Origin of the sequence: Streptomyces sp. Ag109_G2-15 (genome assembly GCF_900215565.1) — a bacterium.
Taxonomy (GTDB): Bacteria; Actinomycetota; Actinomycetes; order Streptomycetales; family Streptomycetaceae; genus Streptomyces; species Streptomyces diastatochromogenes.
This window is the reverse complement of record NZ_OCNI01000001.1, coordinates 5,823,347-5,844,285: the sequence shown is the minus strand read 5'-3', so window position 1 is coordinate 5,844,285 and position 20,939 is coordinate 5,823,347. Positions and strand designations below refer to the sequence as shown.

The window sequence follows — 20,939 nt, the reverse complement described above, 5'->3', positions numbered from 1 at the left end:
CCGAAATGACCAGTCAGCCCACCCTGCAGTCCGTGCCCGCCCTGGGGACGCACCCGGCCTCCGGCTCCAACCCGAGCCGGGCCGAGACCAGGGAGCAGCTCTCCAAGGCGTCGTACGACCTTCTTGTGATCGGCGGCGGCATCCTGGGCATCTCCACCGCCTGGCACGCCGCGCAGTCCGGGCTCAGGGTGGCGCTGGTCGACGCCGGCGACTTCGCCGGCGCCACCTCCTCCGCCTCCTCCAAGCTGCTCCACGGCGGTCTGCGCTACCTGCAGACCGGCGCGGTGAAGCTGGTGGCGGAGAACCACTTCGAGCGCCGTGCGGTCTCCCGCCAGGTGGCCCCCCACCTGGCGAACCCGCTCACCTTCTACCTCCCGGTGTACAAGGGCGGGCCGCACGGCGCGGCGAAGCTCGGCGCGGGCGTCTTCGCCTACTCCGCGCTCTCCGCGTTCGGTGACGGCGTGGGCCACCTGCTCTCCCCCGCCAAGGCGGCGCAGGACGTGCCCGAGCTGCGCACCGAGAACCTCAAGGCCGTGGCCGTGTACGGCGACGACCAGATGAACGACGCGCGCATGGCGCTGATGACGGTCCGCGCGGCCGTCGAGTCGGGCGCGGTCGTCCTCAACCACGCCGAGGTCACCGGCCTGCGCTTCACCAAGGGCCGGGTCACCGGTGCCGACCTCCGGGACCGCATATCCGGCGCGGAGTTCGGGGTCAACGCCCGCCTGGTGCTGAACGCGACCGGCCCCTGGGTCGACCACCTGCGCCGGATGGAGGACCCGAACGCGGCGCCGTCCATCCGCCTGTCCAAGGGCGCCCACCTGGTCCTCAAGCGCACCTCCCCCTGGAAGGCCGCGCTGGCGACCCCCATCGACAAGTACCGCATCACCTTCGCCCTCCCCTGGGAGGACATGCTGCTGCTCGGCACCACCGACGAGGAGTACGAGGGCGACCCGGCGGACGTCGCGGTCACCGAGAAGGACATCGCCCAGATCCTGGACGAGGCCGCGTTCTCGGTCCGCGACCAGCAGCTGCAGCGCGACCTGATCACCTACGCCTTCGCCGGCCTGCGCGTGCTGCCGGGCGGCCCCGGTGACACGGCCAAGGCCAAGCGCGAGACCGTCGTCACCGAGGGCAAGGCCGGCATGCTGTCGGTCGCGGGCGGCAAGTGGACCACCTTCCGGCACATCGGCCGCACGGTGATGCAGAAGCTGGAGGCGCTGCCGGGCCACCCGCTCGGCGACGACTTCGAGCCGATCTCCTCGCTGCCGAAGAAGCTTCCGCTGCCCGGTGTCGCCAACCCGCGCGCGGTCGCCCACCGTCTCCTGGTGGACCACCCGGCGCCCGGCCCGCGCATGGCCGCCGACACCGCCAAGCACCTGGCCACCCACTACGGCTCGCTGGCCTTCGACATCGCCCGTATGGCGAACGAGAGCCCGGAGCTGGCCGAGCGCGTCCACCCGGACGCCCCGGAGATCTGGGCGCAGGTCGTGTGGGCCCGCGACCACGAGTGGGCCGAGACGGCCGACGACGTGCTGCGCCGCCGCACCACGCTGACCATCCGGGGCCTGGCCACGGACGAGGTCCGCGACAAGGTCCAGGACCTGCTCGACAAGAAGTAGGTCCCGGCCGGCCCCTCCCCCCTGACCGGGGCCGGAACGGATGAGGGACGGCTCCTCCCGCACGAGGAGCCGGAGCAGCGAGAGGGGCGGCTCCACGCCGACGGAGCCGTCCCTTTCGCGTGCGCGGATGTCAGTGGGGGTGGCGGAGATCAGCCGAGCGACCCCGCGACCGCGCGTACGGCGTCCACGTCGGGCAACTGGGCGCGGCCGACGATCAGTTCGCGGCCCAGCAGCAGCGCCCGCCGGGACGCCGGGACCGGGTCCGGGAGGGTCGTCAGGTCGGTCAGGTGGGCGTAGCCGATGATGCGGCGGACGATCTCGGTGCCCGCGTAGCCGAGGGACTCGCTCCAGACGCGGCGCAGGAAGCGGTCCAGGTGGGCGTCGTCGAAGAAGGTGTCGACGCGGGTGGGCCACAGCCGGCGGAACTCCGTCTCGAACGCCTCCCAGGAGAGGCGGAGTTGGTCGCCGTGGTCGGTGAGGGTGCCGAGGGCGCGGGCGCGCTGCTCCGACACCAGCGTGTTGGCCCAGTACAGGCCGAGGTCGAAGCCGATGGGGCCGACGAAGGAGAACTCGGGGTCGAAGACCCGGACCACCGGGGCACCCGCGCGTTCGCCGACCATGACGCTGCCGGTGTGCAGGTCGCCGTGGAGGAGGGCCTGCGCGCTGGTCATGAAGGTGTGGCGGAGGTCGGCGACCTCGGTGCGCAGGCGGGCGTCGGCGCGGAAGGAGGCCGCCAGGTCGTCCAGGCCCGGGTGCCAGTGGTTGTGCTCGTGCTCGACGTACGGCTCGGAGAGGACGACGTCCTCGGTGATCCTGCACAGCTCGGGGTTGACCGAGGCCGCGATCAGGGCCTTGCGTTCGGCCGACGGCAGGCCGAAGTCGCTGGTGGCGAAGGAGAGCCGGGCGACCAGTCGGCCGATGCCCGGCGAGGTGTGCGGGCCGTACGCGGCGCCCTCGTTCAGGACCGTGCGCAGCACCTCCAGGTCGGAGAGGTCCTCCATGACGAGGGCGTGGTTCTCGGCGTCGTAGCCGTGGATCGCCGGGATCTCGTCCGGGGCCACCTTGGCCAGCTGGGCGTACGCCCGGGCCTCCGCGTCGGAGCGGTCGGGGCTCAGCGGCCAGGAGGGGCCGGCCACCCGGACCCAGGGCAGCGCCTGCTTGAGGGCGAGGCCGCGGGTGCCGGTGCCGTTCGAGGCGAGGAAGACGCGGTTGACGTTGCCGTCGGAGACCTCGCGGACGTGGATGTCGGTCCCGTCCTCCCAGTGGCCCCGCTCGCGCAGGTAGCCGGGGATGTCGTCGGTCTCCAGGATGCGGTAGCCCATCGGCTGTGAACTCCCTTATGCGGTGCGGCGCTTGGACAGGGTGAAGCTGAAGACCAGGGCGAGGATGAGCACGGCTCCCTCGACGACGTCCTGGGTGTAGTACGGCAGGCCCTTGATGGTCAGGCCGGTGGTGATGATGCCGATGAGGACGGCTCCGAGGGCCGTACCCCAGACGTTGGGGCGGCCCCGGCCGAGCACCGACGTGCCGACGAGGGCCACCGCGACCGCCTCCAGCAGCTGGGAGGTGCCGGCGGAGACATCGCCCTGTCCGATCCGGGCGGCCAGGATCAGGCCGCCGACGGAGGCGAGGACGCCGGAGACGACGTACGCCAGGGCCCGGTACGCGCCGACGCGGATGCCCGCGAGGCGGGCGGCCTCGGGGTTGGCGCCGATGGCGTACAGCACCCGGCCCCAGCGGGTACGGGCGAGGAAGACCCAGGCGGCGACGGTGAGCCCGCCGAAGATCAGCACCGGGACGGGGATGCCGAGAACCGTGCCCCGGTCGATGCGCAGGAAGCCCTCGGTGAAGCGGCCCGGGGCGGTGGTGCCGTCGGAGCGGGTCATGCCGGGGGTGATGGACTGGCCGTCGACCAGGATGAGTTTGCTGCCCTGGATCACGAACATGGTGCCGAGGGTGGCGAGCATGTCGGGGATCTTCAGGACGACGATGAGGAGTGCGTTGAGCAGCCCGGCCAGGGCGCCCGCCGCCAGCACCGCGAGGATCGCGACCGTGCCGATCTGGTTGTAGATCACCATCGTCTGGGCGGCGACCGAGACACCGAGTCCGGCGACCGCGCCGACGGACATGTCCATTCCGCCGACGGCCATGGTGAGGGTGACGCCGAGGCCGAGGATCGCGGCGACGGAGACGTATCTCAACGTGTCGAGGAGCGTCGCCGACTCGCGGAACGAGCCCTCGCTCAGCGCGAAGTACAGGAACAGCGCGACCGTCACGAAGATGAAGCCGTACTTGATGACGGCGTTCTGGACGCGCAGGGCGGTGGCGGCGGTGGGCGGGGTCGCCGACTTGGCCGGGGCCTCGGTGCTCTGGGTGCTGGTCATGGCGTGCTGCTTCCTTCGGCGGCCGGTGTCACGGGGGCTCAGACGGACACGGCGATGGTCTGGATGACGCGGTCACGCTGTGCGTCCTCGCCGTACGCGTCGAGGCGGACCTCGCCGGCCGCGAGGACGACGACCCGGTCGGCGACCTCCAGCACCTCGTCGACGTCGGCGGACAGGACGAGCACGGCGGCGCCCTCGGCGGCCAGGGCGCGGGCCCGGCGGCCGATGTCCCGGCGGGCGCCGATGTCCACGCCTCGGAACGGCTCGTCCAGGACGAGGACGCGCGGGGTCTCGGCGAGCCAGCGGCCGACGACGACCTTCTGCTGGTTGCCGCCGGACAGCTCCTCGACGGCGCTGTGCTCGTCGCGCGTGACGACACCGAGGGCGTCGATGGTGGCGCGGCCCAGCGCGTCCTCGCGGGAGTGGCTCACCAGCCCCGCCCGGGAGACGGACTTGAGGAAGGGCAGCGAGATGTTCCGCGCCACCGACCAGCCGGGGACCAGCGCGTCGGTGTGCCGGTCCTCGGGGACCAGATGGACGCCGGCGCGGATGGCGTCGACGGGGCGGCGGGGCGCGTACGGCCTGCCGTCCAGTTCGAGGGTGCCGGTGCGGAACGGCTCGGCGCCGAACAGCCCGCGCGCCAGCTCGGTCTTGCCCGCGCCCAGCAGGCCGACGACGCCGGTGACTTCGCCAGCGCGCAGGTCGAGGTCGAGGGGTGTCCGGTCGTCGAAGAGCCGTACGCCCCGCAGGGAGAGGACGGCCTCGCCCTGTTCCCCTTCGCGCACCGGGCGGGCGGTCCGGGCCTCCTCGGCCTGGGCCAGCATGGCGCGCAGGGCCGCGTCCCAGTCGAAGGGCCTGGCCTGGTCCTCGGTGAGACGGCCGTCCCGCAGGACGACCAGCCGGTCGGCGAGCGCCTCGATCTCGCCGAGGCGGTGGGAGACGTAGAGGACGGCGATGCCGTCGTCACGCATCCGCTCGACCAGTGCGAACAGGCGCTCCGCCTCGGCGGCGGACAGGGCCGAGGTCGGCTCGTCCAAGATGAGGAGCCGTGGGCGGGTGGCCAGGGCGCGGGCGAGGATCAGCAGTTGCCGGTCGGAGATGCCGAGTTCGGTGACGTCCCGCTTCAGGACGGTGTCGCTCCAGTCCAGGCCGAGCGCGGCCTGGATCTCCCGGGCGCGGGCCAGGACGCGGCGGCCGTTCAGGAACGGGTTGCCGCGCTGCTGGGCGAGTTCCTCGAAGACCAGGTTCTCGGCGACCGTGAGTCCGGGCACCACGCCCTCGCCGATGCGCTGATGCACCGTCTGGATGCCGAGCCGGCGGGCGGCGAGGGGCGACTGGAGCGCGGCCGGGGAGCCGTCGACCAGAACCTCGCCGCCGTGGCCGGGGTGCACGCCGGACAGGATCTTGATCAGCGTGGACTTGCCGGCGCCGTTCGCGCCGAGCAGCGCGACCACGCTGCCCGGTGCGATGTCGAGGGACACGGAGGCGAGCACCGTCTTCCCGCCGAAGGCCATGCCGACGTCCCGGAGGCCGACCGCAGGGGTCACGTCAGTGGGCGACATTGGGGATCCAGTCCGCGGTGCTGACCTGGGAGAGGTTCAGTGCGGGCAGGGCGGCCCGCAGCTGGTCCATGTTCTGGATCTTCTTCTCGCGCAGGAAGTCCTGGGTGATGGCGACGGCGGGGAACTCGACGGAGGACTGGTGCAGTTGGCCCGCCAGTTCGAGGGCGGCGGTACGGACGACGGCGGCGCCCACGGCGGACGGGTCGGTGCCGGCGGTGGCGGTCCAGGGGCTGTCCTTGGCGGTCATGTTCTGGATGTCGGCGTTGGAGACGTCGGCGCCGAACACCTTCACCCTGCCCTGGAGCTTCTTGTTCTGCACCGCGAGGACCGTGCCCTTGGCCAGCTCGTCGTAGGGCGCGAAGACGCCGGTCACGTCGGAGTGCTGGGTGAGTGCGGCGGAGACGAGGGGAACGTTGTCGGTGGCCGTGGAGTCGGTCACCTTGCCGACCTTGAAACGCTGCTTCCAGCCCTGGGCGGCGACCTCCTTCGTCCAGACCTTGTCGCGGGCGTCGAGGGCCGCGTAGCCGGCCACGTTGACGTAGCCGACCTGGGCGTTTCTGCCGACCTCCTTGGCCATCACGTCGAGGACGGCCTGGGCCATGCTCGCGTCGTCCTGTTCCGTGTGCACGACGGACTCGTTGTCGACGTCGAGGTCGTAGACGACGACCTTGATGCCCTTCTTGACGGCCTGGTCGATCTGCGACTTCAGGGTGGCCGGGAAGCCGTGGTCGATGACGATCGCCTGCGCGCCGGAGTTGATGGCGCTCGACAGGTCCGTGGCCTGCTTGGCGTTGTCGGCCTGGGCGTCGTACACGGTGAGGTCGATGCCGAGGGCCTTGGCCTGGGCCTTGGCGCCGTTGCCCCACTGCTCGAAGTAGTCGCCGGCGCCGCTCTGCCGGACCAGGGCGACCTTGACCGGGCCCTTGCTGAAGGGGGCGGGCTTCTTGCCGGTGGCGGCCGAGGCGGAGGCCGTGGTGTCGCCGGTCTGCCGCGAGGCGTCGGAGGACTGCGAGCAGGCGGAGAGGAGGAGGGCGGAGACGGAGGCCAGCGAGAGCGCGGCGAGGGAAAGGCGGGCGCGGGGCATGAGGGCTCCAGGGTGCGGAGGGCGGAGAGGGGGAAGGGATGCGCGACCCGGAGCAGGGAAGGAGGAAGCGGCGCCACGTCGGCGTGGCGGAATACCCGCCGCAGAACGGGCGGTGTGATGCTCCGGAGGAGGTCAGCGACAGCTGGCCGTGGTCGACCGGAGCAGGTCCACGTACAGCCGCCGCACGAGCAGCGGCGTCTTCATGCTCAGATCATGGGAACGTTTCCAGCCAATCGTCAAAGGCGTTGACATGGATTCTCAGTATTTGAAACAACAACCTCGTCACACTGGGTCGGCGGCAGGCCGGGAGTTACGATCGCGGGACCGGCATCCGACCCGGCACAGTGAGGCCCTGATGACGACACCCCGCGCCAAAGCGCTGCGCATGCCCCGCATGCGGCGCTGTACGGGCGCGCGCTGTCGCGGCTGAACCGCTGTTCGCCGACACGCCCTCTTCCTCCCCCTCCCGTCCGGTGCTTGTCTCGTTATCCGGACACCCCTTCCTTCTCCTGGAGTTGCTCCCATGACCCTGCTGACGACCTGGCCCGAGTCCGGCCCCGACACCGTGGTCCGGCGCACCGCCGACCCGGCCGAGATCGCCGAGGCGCTCAGGCCGCTCGGTGTGCGCTACGAGCAGTGGCCGATCCGCGAGGACGTGCCGGCCGATGCCGACAGCGAGACCGTGTTCGCCGCGTACGGCCCGGAGATCGACCGGCTCAACGCCGAGGAGGGCTTCACCACCGTCGACGTCCTGGGCCTGCACCCCAGCGAGGACCCCGAGTACCCGGTGAAGGCGAAGGCCGCGCGCGAGAAGTTCCTGCAGGAGCACACGCACGACGACGATGACGAGGTCCGCTTCTTCGTCTCCGGTTCCGGCATCTTCTATCTGCACGTGAACGGCGAGGTCCACGCCGTCTTCTGCGAGAAGGGCGACCTGCTGGGCGTGCCGCGCGGCACCACGCACTGGTTCGACATGGGCACGCAGCCGTCGTTCACCGCGATCCGCTTCTTCCACGAGGAGGACGGCTGGATCGGCAACTTCACCGGCTCGGCCATCGCCTCCCGCTTCCCGGACTACGACACCATCGCCGCCGGGTACGAGCAGGACAAGAGCGCCGCGTGACACAGCACTTCGACGTGGACGCCGTGGTGCTCGACATCGAGGGCACCACGAGCGCCACGGGATTCGTCGTCGACGTGCTGTACCCGTACTCGCGCTCCCGTTTCGCCGCACTGCTCACCGAGCGCGCGGGCGACCCGGAGGTGGCGCGGGCAGTGGCGCAGGTGCGGGAGCTGACGGGCGATGCTGACGCCGACGCCGTACAGGTCGAGAAGACACTGAACGCCTGGCTGGACGAGGACCGCAAGGCGACCCCGCTGAAGACGCTGCAGGGCGTCATCTGGTCCGAGGGTTTCGCGCGCGGCGACCTCGTCTCGCACTTCTACGAGGACGTCGTACCGGCGCTGCGGGCCTGGCACTCGGCGGGGCTGCGGCTGTACGTCTACTCGTCCGGGTCGGTGGCGGCCCAGCGGGCGTGGTTCTCCTCGACACCCGAGGGGGACCTGCTGCCGCTGGTCTCCGGCCTGTACGACACCGAGAACGCGGGGCCCAAGCAGGAGCCGGAGTCGTACCGGCGTATCGCCTCGGCGACCGGCGTCGAGCCGGGCCGCCTCCTTTTCCTGTCCGACCGTCCCGGGGAGCTGGACGCGGCCCGGGCGGCGGGCTGGCGGACCGTCGGGATCCGGCGGCCCGGAGAGCCGTACTACGAGCAGGGCGTCGGCGACCACGCGCAGGCGGGGACGTTCGACGAGATCAACGTTTCGAGGAGCACCACGTGACCGCCGACATCAGCGCACTCGACCTGGAGAAGGCGGGGGCGTCTCTCGCCGCCGAGTCCGCCCGTTTCGCCTCCTTCGGCTGGATGCGGGGCACCTCGGGCAACCTGTCCGTGGTGCTGTCCCGCGACCCGCTGCGGCTCGCGGTGACCGCGAGCGGCCACGACAAGGGCGAGCTGACGCCGGCCGACGTGGTGCTGGTGGACGGGCAGGGCGCCGCGGTGCGGGGCGGCAGGCCGTCGGCGGAGGCCGAACTGCACGCCCGGGTGGCCGCGTTGACGGGAGCCGGCGCGGTCGTGCACGTGCACACCGTGGCGTCGGTGGCGATGGGCCGCCGGGAGCCGGGCGGGATCGTCTTCCGGGACCTGGAGATGCTCAAGGGCGTCGGCCAGCCCGCCCACGACGTCGAGGTGACCCTGCCGGTCATCGCCAACAGCCAGGACATGAAGGAACTCGGCGACCGGCTGGAGGCCGCGCGCGACCCGCGGATGCCGGCCGTGGTCGTGGCCGGACACGGGCTGTACGTGTGGGGCGAGAACCCCCGGCAGGCCCGGCATCACACCGAAGTGGTCGAGTGGCTGCTGGAGTTGGAGCTGACGCAGCGGTGAGAAAGAGGCGGTAGAGGCGGGGCATAGCCGCCACCTCCATGGTCATGAACCTGCGATCCGACGGGCGGATCGCAGGTCTCATGGAGGTGTGGGATGCACCGCAGACTCGCCACCGGCCTCGCCGCCGTGGCCCTGGCCCTGATCACCGTCACCGCCACCGCCACCGCGGCCACCGCGGCTCCGGCCGACAAGCCCCAGGTACTTTCCAACTTCACCCAGACCACCGCGTCCAGCTACAACGCCTGGGCCGCCGCGCGCGCCGACCAGTCGGCCTGGGCGTCCTACGGCTTCGACTGGTCGACCGACTACTGCTCCGACTCGCCGGACAACCCGCTCGGCTTCCCCTTCAAAATGTCCTGTGCCCGGCACGACTTCGGCTACCGCAACTACAAGGCGGCCGGCACGTTCAGCGCCAACAAGGCGCGTCTGGACAGCGCCCTGTACGAGGACCTCAAGCGGGTGTGCGCCACCTACAGCGGGGCGACGAAGACCGCCTGCACCAGCACGGCGTGGACGTACTACCAGGCCGTCAAGGCCTTCGGCTGACGAGCCGACGCAGGCGCGCGGGCCGGGGCGGTACGTCGTCGCCACCCGGCCCGGGCCGCGGGTCAGCGCAGCCGCTCGCCGGGCAGTTCGCCCGCCGACACCTCGAGCACACCCCGCTCGGTCACCAGACCGGTCACCAGGCGCCCCGGCGTGACGTCGAACGCGGGGTTGTGGCCGCGGGACCCGGCGGGAGCCGTCCGCACGCCCGCCCACTCCAGCACCTCGTCCTCGCCGCGCAGTTCGATGTGGATGTCGTCGCCGGTGGCCGTCGCCAGGTCCACCGTGGTCGTGGGCGCCGCCACCAGGAACGGGATCCCGGCGTCCGCGCAGGCCAGGGCGACGCCCACGGTGCCGACCTTGTTCGCGGTGTCCCCGTTGGCCGCTATGCGGTCGGCGCCGACGATCGCCGCGTCCACCTCGCCCCGCAGGATCGTGCCGGCGGCGGCGCCGTCGGCCTGGACGTAGTGCGGTATGCCCTCCTGGACCAGCTCCCAGGCGGTGAGCCGGGAACCCTGGAGCAGGGGCCGCGTCTCGTCGGCGTACACGACCTCCAGGCGGCCGCGGGCGTGCAGTTCGCGTATCACCCCGAGTGCCGTGCCCCAGCCCGCCGTCGCCAGCGCGCCCGTGTTGCAGTGGGTCAGGATCCGCAGCGGGCGGTCCTGGTCGGCCTTCTTCAGCAGCCAGTCGGCGCCGTACGCGCCCATCGCGCGGTTGGCCTCGACGTCCTCCCGCTGGACCGCCGCGGCCTCCGCCAGCACCGCGTCCAGGCCTTCGGGGAGGCGGGCCGTGACCCGGTCCACGCAGACCATCAGGTTGACGGCGGTCGGACGCGCCTCGCGTACCCGGGAGATGGCCCGCAGGATCTCGCCGTCCGTCCAGTCCTCGCGCTCGCCCTGGAGCAGCGCCAGGGCGACGCCGTAGGCGCCCGCCGCCCCGATCGCGGGCGCGCCGCGCACCACGAGCCGCTGGATCGCGTCGACCAGGGTGTCCACATCGCGGACATGCAGCGTCTCGGTGCGGTGCGGAAGCAGGGTCTGGTCGATGAGTGCGATACCGGTACCGGTCCAGTCGACGGCACGCAGTTCCTGGGACATAACGGGACACTCCTGATGTTCCGATGGTGTCCGCCACCGTACATGACCTCGTAGAACCACAGTTCGAGACGGTATGACGGGTGGCTGGAGACGGGTGTTACAGTCCAGCACCTGCATTCCGCAGGCCAACACCCGCATTCCGCTGGGCGAGACGGCGAAGGAGGACGCGTGCTGCTCACCAAACGCCGCTTCCTCGACTTCGGCCGCTGCGCCGGCGACGGCTGTCGACGCTGACCCGTCCCACCCTCAGCGTCCTTCTTCCCCTTCACCCTCACGCGCTCCAACGGCGGAGCGCGCCTTCCCGTATCCCGGAAGCATCCCCGGAAGGTCCTCATGCACCGCAGACACCGCCGCGCCCTGCGCCTCGCCGCCGCCACCGCGATCCTGGCCACCGCCGCCACCGCCTGCAACGCCGCCGCCAAGAACGACACCTCGGCGAGCGGCAAGAGCGGCAGCGGCACGTCGTTCACGCTGGTCACCCCGGACGCCGTCGGCCAGAACGAGTTCCTCAAGCTCGCGGTCACCGGCATCAAGGAAGCGGCCAAGGCGCACGACGGCACGCAGAAGGTGTACGAGTCCACCGACACCGCCTCGCAGCAGCAGAACGTGCAGGCCGCCGTCGAGGCGGAGCCGGACGTGATCGTGCTCGTCGGCTTCGAGTTCGCGGACCTGGTCGCCCAGCAGGCCAAGGCGCACCCGAAGCAGCGGTTCCTGATGATCGACGCCTGCACCACCAAGACCTTCGCCAACGTCAGTTGCGCGGTCTTCCGTGAGCACGAGGGTGTCTACCTCGCCGGCGCCGAGGCGGGCCTGCTCAGCAAGTCCGGCAAGGTCGGCGCGGTGGACGTGCTGGACACGCCCCAGTTCCGCCGCTACAGCGACCCGTTCGCGGCCGGCGCCGAGCAGGTCGCCGCCAAGACGCAGACGGCCACCCGCTTCGTCGGCGGCCAGTCCCCGTTCGACGACTCGGCCCGCGCCAAGGAGCAGGCCGACTCGCTGCTCGCCAAGGGCACCGACCAGCTCATGGCGGCCGCGGCGGCAGGCAACTACGGCGTCTTCGAGGCGGCGAAGGCCAAGGGCGCCTTCGCGTACGGCGTCGACGTCAACCAGTGCCCCTCCGCCCCCGGCACGGTCGTCGACAACGTGATCAAGCGTACGGACGTCGCCGTGCAGAAGGGCATCGACGCGGTGCTCGGCGGCAAGGCCGGCACGACCGTGTCGTACGGCCTGAAGGAGGGCGGCATCAGCCTCACCGGTCTGGAGGCGGGCGTCGACTCGTCCCAGTGCGTGATCGCCCAGCACAAGGACGTCCTGGAGAAGGTCAAGGCGCTGCGCGACCAGATCGTGGCCGGGAAGCTGAAGGTCGATGACCCCGCCGCAAGCTGAACCGGCGGTCGAGCTGCGGGGAATCACCAAGCGGTTCCCCGGCACGCTCGCCAACGACTCCGTCGACCTGACCGTCTCGGCCGGTGAGATCCACGCTCTGATGGGTGAGAACGGCGCGGGCAAGTCCACGCTCATGTCGGTGCTCTACGGCATGGAGCGCCCCGACGCCGGGACGATCCGCGTCGACGGGCGCGTGGTGTCCTTCGCCGGTCCGGCCGGCGCCATGGCCGCCGGACTCGGCATGGTCCACCAGAACTTCAAGCTGTTCGACTCGCTGACCGTCGCCGAGAACGTGGTGTACGCCGCCGAGCCGCGCCGCTTCGGCCTGGTTGACCGGGCCGCCGCCCGGCGCCGGGTGCGCGAGCTGGCCGAGGAGCACGGGCTCGCCGTCGATCCGGACGCCCGGGTCGGCGACCTGCCCGTGGGCCTGCGCCAGCGGGTGGAGATCCTGAAGCTGCTGCACCGGGGCGCGCGCACCCTCATCCTCGACGAGCCGACCGCCGTGCTCACGCCCGCCGAGGCCGACGCGCTGTTCGCGGTGCTCAAGTCCCTGGCCGCACAGGGCCGTACGGTGATCCTCGTCACGCACAAGCTGCGCGAGGTGCTGGAGGGCAGCGACCGGGTGACCGTGCTGCGCGACGGCCGGGTGGTGGCCCGGCTGGTCACGGTGGAGACGACGGCCGACGAGATCGCGGCCGCGATGACCGGCCGCGCGGTCGAGCTGGACCGCGTTCACGCCCCGGGCACCCCGGGTGACGTGGTGCTCGACGTGACGGGCCTGGCCACCGACGGCGTACGGGACCTCGAACTCGCCGTGCGCGCCGGGGAGATCGTCGGCATCGCGGGCGTCGCGGGCAACGGGCAGAGCGAACTGGTCGAGGCCCTGGCCGGACTGCGGCCGGTCACCGCGGGACGGGTCGCCCTGCGGGGGCGGGACATCACGCACGCCTCCGCCACCGAGCGCCGCGCACACGGGCTCGCGTACGTCCCCGAGGACCGCCATGCGGTCGGTACGGCGCCGGCGGCGTCGGTCGCGGACAACCTCGCGATGGGCCACCACCGTACGTCCCTCTCCTCCCGCGGCCTGCTGTCGCCCGCCGCCGTCCGCGCCCATGCGCGCCGGCTGGTCGAGCGGTTCGGCATCAAGGCCGCGACCGAGGAGGTGCCCGCCTCGGCGCTGTCCGGCGGCAACCTGCAGAAGCTGCTGATCGGCCGCGAACTCGCGCACGAGGCACCGCTGCTGCTGGTGGAGCAGCCGACCCGCGGAGTCGACATCGGCGCCGTCCAGAACATCCACGACCAGCTGATCGCCTACCGCGACGCCGGTCACGCGGTCCTGCTCGTCTCGGCCGAGCTGAGCGAGATCCGGGGCCTGGCGGACCGGGTGCTGGTCATGTACGAGGGCCGGATCACGGCGACGTACCCGAAGGACGAGGCCGACGAGCGGTCGCTGGGCCTCGCGATGGCCGGCGGAACCGCGCCGGTGGAGGCCGTGGACTGACATGAACAACCGGATATCGGGAGCCCTGCGCTCCCCCGTCACCTTCTCCGTGCTCGCGGGCGTCGTCATCGGCGCGCTGTTCCTGCTCGGCACGGGCGCAGACCCGGTCACGGCGTACCAGGCCGTGCTGACCGGCGCGCTCGGCGCCGACGGCATCGGCTCCACGCTGAGCACCGGCACCAGCGTGCTCGGCATGGCCCTCGCCCTGGCGATCCCGCTGCGCGCCGGGCTGATCAACCTGGGCGGCGACGGGCAGCTGGTGCTCGGCGGCATCACCGCGGCCGTGACCGGACTGTACGTCCCGCTGCCCGCCCCGCTCGTCGTCGCCCTGGCGCTGCTCGCCGGGATGGCGGCCGGGGCCGCGTACGCCGCGCTGGCCGCCCTGTGCGAGAACCACCTCGGGGTCCCGCTGCTGGTCAGCAGCCTGCTGCTGAGCTACCCGGCGGTCTCCCTCGCCTCCTACCTGGCCCGCTACCCGCTCAAGGAGCCCGGCTCCAGCCTCCCCCAGACCCGCGCGCTGCCCGAGGGCGTGGCACTGCCCGCCTTCGGTGACTCGACGGTCACGGTCGGGCTGGTCCTGGTGCTGCTCGCGGCGGCCGGCTACTGGTTCACCGACCGGCGCACGGCGTTCGGCTACGAGATCCGGATGACCGGGCTCAACCCGCGCTTCTCCGCCTACGCGGGCATCGAACGCCGGGGCCTGACGCTGAAGTTGATGGCGGTCTCGGGTGCGCTGTCCGGACTGGTCGGCGCCATCGGGGTGTTGAGCTTCCCGTACCGCTTCGTCGACGGCTCGCTGACCGCGCCCGGCTACACCTGGACAGGTCTGACGGCCGCGCTGCTGGCCGCCGCCGCTCCGCTGGGCACGGTGATCGCCTCGCTGTTCTTCGCCGTGCTCCAGGTCGGCGGGCTCGCGATGGAGCGGACCACGGAGGTGCCGCGCGAGCTGACCCAGGTGCTGCAGGCGATCGTGATCGTGTTCCTGGCGGCCCGGGTGCGCTTCCCGAGCCGGTTGTGGCGCAGGAGAAAGGAGGCGGTCTGATGTTCCTCGACTCCGACCTGCTGATGTCGGCGCTGCGCGCGCTGACCCCGATCCTGCTGGCCGCGCTGGGCGGCGCCCTGTGCGAGCGGGCGGGCGTGTTCAACATCGGGCTCGAGGGCATGATGCTGCTCGGCTGCTTCACCTCGGTGGCCACCAGCTGGTTCACCGGCAGCCCCTGGCTCGGTGTGCTCGCCGCGGCCCTCGCCGCGGCCGCGTACTCGCTGATCCTCGCGGTGGGCGCCGTGACTCTGCGCGGCGACGCGGTCGTGCTGGGCATCGCCATGAACCTGCTGGCCGTCGGCCTGACCAGCTTCCTGCTGCGGACGGTGTTCGGGGTGCAGGGCACCTTCGACGACCCGTCGCTGGCCGGGCTGCCGCTGGTCGGCGGCTTCACCCCGCTCGCCTATCTGGCGTGGGCGGCGGTCGCGGTGGCGGCGGTGCTGCTGTCGCGGCACGTGTGGGGGCTCAGGCTGCGCGGGGTCGGCGAGGCCCCGGACGCGGCGGCCACCCTCGGGGTGAGCCCGGCCAAGTACAAGTACGGTGCCGTCCTGGTCTCCGGGGTGCTGTGCGGACTCGCCGGGGCCCAACTCGCCCTGGGGAACGTCACCTTGTTCTCCGAGAACATGACGGCGGGCCGGGGCTGGATCGCCGTCGTCGCGGTCATGCTGGGACGTGCCGCCCCGCTCGGGGTGCTGCTCGCCGCGCTGCTGTTCGGCCTCGCCGAGGCGGCCGGCTTCCGCCTCCAGGGCGTGGGCCTGCCGCAGCAGGCGACCGACGCGGCGCCGTACGTCGTCACGCTCGCCGCCCTGTTCCTCTCGACGGCCCGCCGCCGTCGCCGCCGTACCTCTACCTCCGGAGTCGCCGCATGACGCAGGATCTGCTGCCCATCACCCGCATACCGCGCACGGGGCTTCCGGCGCACGCGCTCGTGGTCGGGGATCCGGCCCGGGCGGCGGCCGTGGCCGCGCTGCTGGACGGCGCCGAGGAGGTGTCGTACCACCGCGAGTACCGGGTGTTCAGCGGCAGCTGGAAGGGCCTGCCGGTGGTCGTCGCCTCGCACGGGGTGGGGGCGCCGGGCGCGATCCTGCTGTTCCAGGAGCTGGCCGACGCCGGCGTGCGGGCCTTCCTGCGGTTCGGTACGGCGGGTGCGATGAGGCCGGGGATCGCCGACGGCGACCTCGTCATCGCCGAGGCGGCCGTACGGGACGACGGGGTCACCCACCAGCTGCTGCCGCCGGAGTATCCGGCGTACTCCTCGCCCGAGGCGGTGTTCGCGCTCCAGCGGGCCGCGCGGGAGGCGGGTGCCCCGCACCACCGGGGGATCGTGTGGACGCGGGCGGCCTTCCAGCCGGGGCTGATCCCGCTGTTCTCGTACGAGGGTGCCGGGCTCGCCGCCATCGAGATGGAGCTGTCCGCGCTGCTGGTCACGGCCTCGCTGCGCGGGCTCGTCGCGGGCGGGGTGGTCGTCGTGGACGGGGCCAACGCCGACGAACTGGTCGACGCGGAGGCGACCGGTGGCTACAACCCGCACCGGGAGGTCGTCGCGGCGGGCGTCGAGCGGGGTGCGGTGGTGTCCCTGGAGGCACTGCGGCTGCTGGCCGAGGGGACCTGGGCGTGAACATCGACCTGCTGGTCCACGGCGGTGACGTCCTGACCGTGGACGACGCCGGAACCGTCGTACGGGACGGGGCGGTCGCCGTACATGGAGGGGAGATCGTCGCCGTCGGACCCGCCGAGGAGCTGGGTACGAGGTTCACGGCGAACGAGTCCATCGACGCCGCGGGCTGTCTCGTCCTGCCCGGCCTCGTCAACACCCACACCCACCTCGCGATGACCCTGCTGCGCGGCCGCGCCGACGACGTCACGCTGCAGGGCTTCCTGGAACGGGTGCTCAGGTGGGAGGCCGAACTGCTGTCGCCGGAGAACGTGACGGCGGCCGTACGGCTGGCCGTCGCCGAGAGCGTCCGGGCCGGGGTGACCTCGGCGCTGGACATGTACTGGTTCCACGAGGCGGCCGAGCGGACCGCCCGGGAGGCGGGCTGGCGGCTGCACACCGGGCCGACCTTCATGGACGTACCGGAACCGGCCGACGGCATCGCGTACGAGGACCGGCTCGCGTGGGCGCGACGGGACCTGGAGGCGCGCGGACCGGCCCGGCCCGGCCACCGTCCGGTGCTCTTCGCGCACTCCGCCTACACCCTCTCCCCCGGCCAGCTCACCGAAGCCTTCGCCCTGGCCAGGGAGTTCGGCGCGCTGATCCACATCCACGCCGCGGAGAACGCCACCGAGGTCGCCACCGTCGAGGTGCGGTACGGCAAGCGGCCCGTGGAACTCCTCGACTCGCTCGGGCTGCTCGGACCCGATGTGCTGCTCGCGCACGCCGTCGACCTGACGGGACCGGAGATCGCCGCGCTGGCCCGTACCGGTACGGCGGTCGCCCACTGCCCGGTCTCGAACCTGAAGCTGGGCTGCGGGATCGCCCCGGTGCCCCGGCTGCTGAGCGCGGGCGTGACCGTGGGGCTGGGCACGGACGGGGCGGTCAGCTCCAACACGCTGGACGTGCTGGGCGCGGTGCGGCAGGCGGCGCTGGTGCACAAGGCGGGCGGCGACCCGACGGCGGTCGGCGCCGAGCAGGCCGTACGGATGGCGACGCTGGAGGGTGCGCGGGCGCTGGGCCTCGGGGAGCACCTGGGCTCGCTGGAGGCGGGCAAGCGGGCCGACCTGATCGTGCTCGACCTGGACGCGCCGCATCTGCGGCCGGCGCACGACCCCTGGTCGACGCTCGCCTACGCCGCGCACGCGGCGGACGTACGGGACACGGTGGTCGACGGCCGGGTGCTGATGCGGGACCGGCGGCTGACCACGCTGGACGAGCGGGCGGTGCTGGACGCGTTCGCGCTCTCACCCGAACAGCCGCAGGTGGTGCCCGCATAATGTGCTGAGACATCCGATGTCTCGGCACATCAGGCGGGCGACAGGGAGGCCGGTCATGGCAGTCACCGACGAGGCGATCGAGAAGATCAAGGACATGATCGTCTCCGGTGCCCTGCGCCCGGGCGACCGGCTGCCCAAGGAGAGCGAACTCGCCGCCGACCTCGGCCTGTCCCGCAACTCCCTGCGGGAGGCCGTACGGGCCCTGTCGCTGATCCGGATCCTGGACGTGCGGCAGGGCGACGGCACCTATGTCACCAGCCTCGATCCGCAGTTGCTGCTGGAGGCGATGAGCTTCGTCGTGGACTTCCACCGCGACGACACGGTGCTGGAGTTCCTTGCGGTGCGCCGGATCCTGGAGCCGGCCGCGACGGCGATGGCGGCCTCGCGGATCAGCGAGCAGCAACTGGACGCGCTGTCGGCCCAGTTGGACGCGCTCGGCGCCGAGCCCTCGGTGGAGGAACTGGTCGCCTGCGACCTGGAGTTCCACCGGGGCATCGTGCAGAGCGCGGGCAACTCGGTGCTGTGCTCGCTGCTGGACGGTCTGTCAGGGCCCACCACCCGGGCCCGGATCTGGCGGGGGCTCACCCAGGAGGACGCGGTCAGCCGCACCCTGCGCGAGCACCGGGCGATCCTCGCCGCGCTGCGCGACCGGGACGCGGAGGCGGCCCGTTCCTGGGCGACCGTGCACATCGCGAGCGTGGAGCAGTGGCTTCGCAGCACGCTGTGAACCGCCTGTGCAGGGCGGGCCGGGCTCCCTTCCGGCAGGGGGGTGTTCCGAGGTGGCGAACGGGGCAGTGATCCGTGCATCCCCCGGCCCAGGGGGCTGCGGACGCCCCCGCCGGACGCCGTAAGGTGGGGACGTCAGGCGAGGGCACGTCGGAAGGAGGCACTGGGTGATCGAGCTGGAGGGGGTTCCCGAGCTGATCGACCCAGTCATGGTGGCCGCGTTCGAGGGCTGGAACGATGCCGGCGACGCCGCCTCCACGGCGGTCGCGCATCTGGAACGCGAGTGGAAGGGCGAGGTGTTCGCGGCGCTGGACGCCGAGGACTACTACGACTTCCAGGTGAACCGCCCCACGGTGTTCATGGACGGCGGAGTGCGCAAGATCACGTGGCCGACGACAAGGTTGTCGGTGGTCCGGGTCGGCGGCGAGAAGCCGCGCGACCTGGTGCTGGTCCGCGGCATCGAACCGTCCATGCGCTGGCGCTCGTTCTGCAACGAGCTGCTCGGCTTCGCGCACGAGCTGGGCGTGGAGCTGGTGGTCATCCTGGGCGCCCTGCTCGGTGACACCCCGCACACGCGTCCGGTCCCGGTCAGCGGGGTCACGTCCGACCCGGACCTGGCCCAGCGGATGGACCTGGAGGAGACCAAGTACGAGGGCCCGACGGGCATCGTCGGCGTCCTGCAGGAGGCGTGCACGCACGCGGGCGTCCCGGCGGTGTCGCTGTGGGCGGCCGTACCGCACTACGTCTCCCAGCCGCCCAACCCGAAGGCCACGCTGGCGCTGCTGAACCGTCTGGAGGACCTGCTCGACCTGCGCATCCCGCAGGGCGAGCTGCCCGAGGACGCGCGCGCGTGGCAGGTGGGCGTGGACCAGCTGGCGGCCGAGGACAGCGAGGTCGCCGAGTACGTCCAGACGCTGGAGGAGGCCCGGGACACCGCCGAGCTGCCGGAGGCGTCCGGCGAGGCGATCGCCCGGGAGTTCGAGCGGTATCTGCGGCGCCGGGACGTCAGCCCGCCGGGCGGGCACGCCACGGCGGACGGCGGGGACGCCTCGTACCTGCGGGACAGCCCCGGCGGCAAGGCCCGGCCGACCAGGCAGCCGCCGAAGCCGGGACCCTCCGGAAGCGCGGAAGGCTCGCCGGAAGGTTCTGCCGAGGGCTCCGCCGGAGGTCCCGCCGAGGGCTCCTCCGAGGGCGGCGACGAGGACACGTCGGAGGACTGAGCCCGTCGGAGGACCGAGGCGACGGATCGGGACAACGAGTCGAGACAACGAGTCGAGACAACGAGTCGAGACAACGAGTCGAGACAACGAGTCGAGACAACGAACGAGGGGCGGTTCCCTTGCCGGGAACCGCCCCTCTGCCGTACCTGCGGCTACAGGGCCACGCCGAGCAGCGCGTCCACCGCCCGGGTCACGAGACCCGGCGCACCGATGTCGGTGCCGCCGTCCGCCTCCTGGCGGGCGGCCCAGCGGTCCACGGCGGCGAGCGCCGCGGGGGCGTCCAGATCGTTCGCGAGGGCCTCGCGGATCTCTTCCACCAGCGCGTCGGCGGACGGACCGTCGGGCCGGGAGACGGCCGCGCGCCAGCGCCCGAGACGCTCGACGGCGTCCTGGAGCACCTGGTCGGTCCACTCCCAGTCGGAGCGGTAGTGGTGGGCGAGCAGGGACAGCCGGATGGCGGCCGGGTCGACGCCGTCCCGGCGCAGCCGCGAGACGAAGACGAGGTTGCCCTTGGACTTGGACATCTTCTCGCCGTGCAGGGCGACCATGCCGGCGTGCACGTACGCCTTGGCCATGGGGAACTCGCCGGTGAGCACCTGGGCGTGCGAGGCGCCCATCTCGTGGTGCGGGAAGGCCAGGTCGGAGCCGCCGCCCTGGACGTCGAAGCCCATGCCGAGGTGGTCGAGGGCGATGGCGACGCACTCGATGTGCCAGCCGGGGCGGCCGCGGCCGAGCGAACCGCCGTCCCAGCTGGGCTCGCCCTCGCGGGCCGCCATCCACAGCATCGGGTCGACGGGGTTCTTCTTGCCCGGGCGGTCCGGGTCTCCGCCGCGCTCGGCGGACAGCAGCCGCATCGCGGCCGCGTCGAGGTTCGAGACCTGGCCGAAGTGCGGGTCGGACTCGACGGAGAAGTAGATGTCGCCGTCCAGTTCGTAGGCCGCACCCAGGTCGCGCAGCCGCTCCACGAGCGGCACGATGCCGGGTATCGCCTCGACGGCGCCTATGTAGTGCTTCGGGGGGAGCATCCGCAGGGCGGTCATGTCCTCGCGGAAGAGGGCCGTCTCCTTCTCGGCGAGGGCGACCCAGTCGACGCCGTCCCGCTCCGCGCGCTCCAGCAGCGGATCGTCGACGTCGGTGACGTTCTGGACGTAGTGAACCTGCCGCTTGGTGTCGAGCCACACGCGCTGAACGAGGTCGAACGCGTTGTAGGTCGCCGCGTGACCCATGTGGGTCGCGTCGTACGGCGTGATGCCGCAGACGTAGATACGGGCGACGGGACCGGGGTCGAGGGTGACCGGACCGTCGGTCGCGGTGTCGTGGATCCTCAGGTCGCGGCCCTGACCAGGCAGGGCGGGGACCTCGGAAGCGGGCCAGGCATGCATGTACATGAGCCT

Annotated in this window: 19 protein-coding genes; 13 read left to right on the top strand and 6 right to left on the bottom strand. The window is 72.2% G+C overall.

The window, feature by feature from the left end; translation table 11 throughout:
• Window positions 1–5: 5 nt before the first annotated feature.
• On the top strand, window positions 6–1,622 hold the full coding sequence (locus CRP49_RS26350) for a glycerol-3-phosphate dehydrogenase/oxidase (RefSeq protein WP_094216811.1): 1,617 nt from the start codon (window positions 6–8) through the stop codon (window positions 1,620–1,622).
• Between the two features lie 149 nt (window positions 1,623–1,771).
• Here CRP49_RS26350 and mtnK read toward each other — a convergent pair whose 3' ends face one another.
• The 4 genes from mtnK to CRP49_RS26330 are packed head-to-tail and all read right to left on the bottom strand — an operon-like array spanning window position 1,772 to window position 6,652.
• Window positions 1,772–2,944, bottom strand: coding sequence for an S-methyl-5-thioribose kinase (mtnK, locus tag CRP49_RS26345; protein WP_097255629.1), 1,173 nt, complete (start codon window positions 2,942–2,944; stop codon window positions 1,772–1,774).
• 15 nt (window positions 2,945–2,959) lie between these two features.
• Window positions 2,960–4,006 (bottom strand): ABC transporter permease, encoded by a 1,047-nt coding sequence (locus CRP49_RS26340; RefSeq protein WP_097255628.1) that lies wholly within the window; start codon window positions 4,004–4,006, stop codon window positions 2,960–2,962.
• Window positions 4,007–4,044: 38 nt separating this feature from the next.
• Complete coding sequence (locus CRP49_RS26335; RefSeq protein ID WP_097255627.1) at window positions 4,045–5,568, bottom strand: sugar ABC transporter ATP-binding protein; 1,524 nt, start codon at window positions 5,566–5,568, stop codon at window positions 4,045–4,047.
• Window positions 5,555–6,652: a substrate-binding domain-containing protein gene (locus CRP49_RS26330; protein ID WP_097255626.1), complete on the bottom strand. Its 1,098-nt coding sequence runs from the start codon at window positions 6,650–6,652 to the stop codon at window positions 5,555–5,557. The genes CRP49_RS26335 and CRP49_RS26330 overlap by 14 nt, the downstream gene beginning before the upstream one ends.
• Before the next feature lie 523 nt (window positions 6,653–7,175).
• On the opposite strand from CRP49_RS26330, the gene CRP49_RS26325 reads away from it, so the two are divergent.
• The 4 genes from CRP49_RS26325 to CRP49_RS26310 all read left to right on the top strand — a co-directional run bounded on the left by CRP49_RS26325 (window position 7,176) and on the right by CRP49_RS26310 (window position 9,642).
• Window positions 7,176–7,775 carry an acireductone dioxygenase gene (locus tag CRP49_RS26325; RefSeq protein WP_097255625.1) on the top strand — a complete coding sequence of 200 codons (600 nt, stop codon included), beginning with the start codon at window positions 7,176–7,178 and terminating at the stop codon, window positions 7,773–7,775.
• Window positions 7,772–8,491: an acireductone synthase gene (mtnC, locus tag CRP49_RS26320; protein ID WP_097255624.1), complete on the top strand. Its 720-nt coding sequence runs from the start codon at window positions 7,772–7,774 to the stop codon at window positions 8,489–8,491. The genes CRP49_RS26325 and mtnC overlap by 4 nt, the downstream gene beginning before the upstream one ends.
• A complete protein-coding gene (gene mtnB / locus CRP49_RS26315) occupies window positions 8,488–9,096 on the top strand; it encodes a methylthioribulose 1-phosphate dehydratase (protein WP_097255623.1) in 609 nt (202 codons plus the stop codon). The genes mtnC and mtnB overlap by 4 nt, the downstream gene beginning before the upstream one ends.
• A 93-nt stretch (window positions 9,097–9,189) precedes the next feature.
• Window positions 9,190–9,642: a phospholipase gene (locus CRP49_RS26310; protein ID WP_097255622.1), complete on the top strand. Its 453-nt coding sequence runs from the start codon at window positions 9,190–9,192 to the stop codon at window positions 9,640–9,642.
• Window positions 9,643–9,704: 62 nt separating this feature from the next.
• Here the strand turns inward: CRP49_RS26310 and mtnA are convergent, their stop codons facing one another.
• Window positions 9,705–10,736 (bottom strand): S-methyl-5-thioribose-1-phosphate isomerase, encoded by a 1,032-nt coding sequence (gene mtnA, locus CRP49_RS26305; RefSeq protein ID WP_097255621.1) that lies wholly within the window; start codon window positions 10,734–10,736, stop codon window positions 9,705–9,707.
• A gap of 333 nt (window positions 10,737–11,069) precedes the next feature.
• Between mtnA and CRP49_RS26300 the strand changes: the two genes are divergently transcribed.
• The 8 genes from CRP49_RS26300 to CRP49_RS26265 all read left to right on the top strand — a co-directional run bounded on the left by CRP49_RS26300 (window position 11,070) and on the right by CRP49_RS26265 (window position 19,545).
• Window positions 11,070–12,122, top strand: a complete 1,053-nt coding sequence (locus CRP49_RS26300) for a BMP family ABC transporter substrate-binding protein (RefSeq protein WP_097255620.1) — start codon at window positions 11,070–11,072, stop codon at window positions 12,120–12,122.
• Complete coding sequence (locus CRP49_RS26295) at window positions 12,103–13,623, top strand: ABC transporter ATP-binding protein (RefSeq protein WP_097255619.1); 1,521 nt, start codon at window positions 12,103–12,105, stop codon at window positions 13,621–13,623. Before CRP49_RS26300 ends, CRP49_RS26295 begins: the two co-directional genes overlap by 20 nt.
• A 1-nt stretch (window position 13,624) precedes the next feature.
• A complete protein-coding gene (locus CRP49_RS26290; RefSeq protein WP_097255618.1) occupies window positions 13,625–14,665 on the top strand; it encodes an ABC transporter permease in 1,041 nt (346 codons plus the stop codon).
• Window positions 14,665–15,534: an ABC transporter permease gene (locus tag CRP49_RS26285; protein ID WP_097255617.1), complete on the top strand. Its 870-nt coding sequence runs from the start codon at window positions 14,665–14,667 to the stop codon at window positions 15,532–15,534. Before CRP49_RS26290 ends, CRP49_RS26285 begins: the two co-directional genes overlap by 1 nt.
• On the top strand, window positions 15,531–16,283 hold the full coding sequence (locus CRP49_RS26280; protein ID WP_097255616.1) for a purine-nucleoside phosphorylase: 753 nt from the start codon (window positions 15,531–15,533) through the stop codon (window positions 16,281–16,283). The genes CRP49_RS26285 and CRP49_RS26280 overlap by 4 nt, the downstream gene beginning before the upstream one ends.
• Complete coding sequence (locus CRP49_RS26275; RefSeq protein WP_097255615.1) at window positions 16,280–17,599, top strand: amidohydrolase; 1,320 nt, start codon at window positions 16,280–16,282, stop codon at window positions 17,597–17,599. The genes CRP49_RS26280 and CRP49_RS26275 overlap by 4 nt, the downstream gene beginning before the upstream one ends.
• A 55-nt stretch (window positions 17,600–17,654) precedes the next feature.
• Window positions 17,655–18,326, top strand: a complete 672-nt coding sequence (locus CRP49_RS26270; RefSeq protein ID WP_094216795.1) for a FadR/GntR family transcriptional regulator — start codon at window positions 17,655–17,657, stop codon at window positions 18,324–18,326.
• A 166-nt stretch (window positions 18,327–18,492) separates the two neighbouring features.
• Window positions 18,493–19,545 carry a PAC2 family protein gene (locus tag CRP49_RS26265; RefSeq protein ID WP_097255614.1) on the top strand — a complete coding sequence of 351 codons (1,053 nt, stop codon included), beginning with the start codon at window positions 18,493–18,495 and terminating at the stop codon, window positions 19,543–19,545.
• A gap of 152 nt (window positions 19,546–19,697) precedes the next feature.
• Here CRP49_RS26265 and mshC read toward each other — a convergent pair whose 3' ends face one another.
• Window positions 19,698–20,927, bottom strand: a complete 1,230-nt coding sequence (gene mshC / locus CRP49_RS26260) for a cysteine--1-D-myo-inosityl 2-amino-2-deoxy-alpha-D-glucopyranoside ligase (RefSeq protein ID WP_097257538.1) — start codon at window positions 20,925–20,927, stop codon at window positions 19,698–19,700.
• Between the last annotated feature and the right edge of the window lie 12 nt (window positions 20,928–20,939).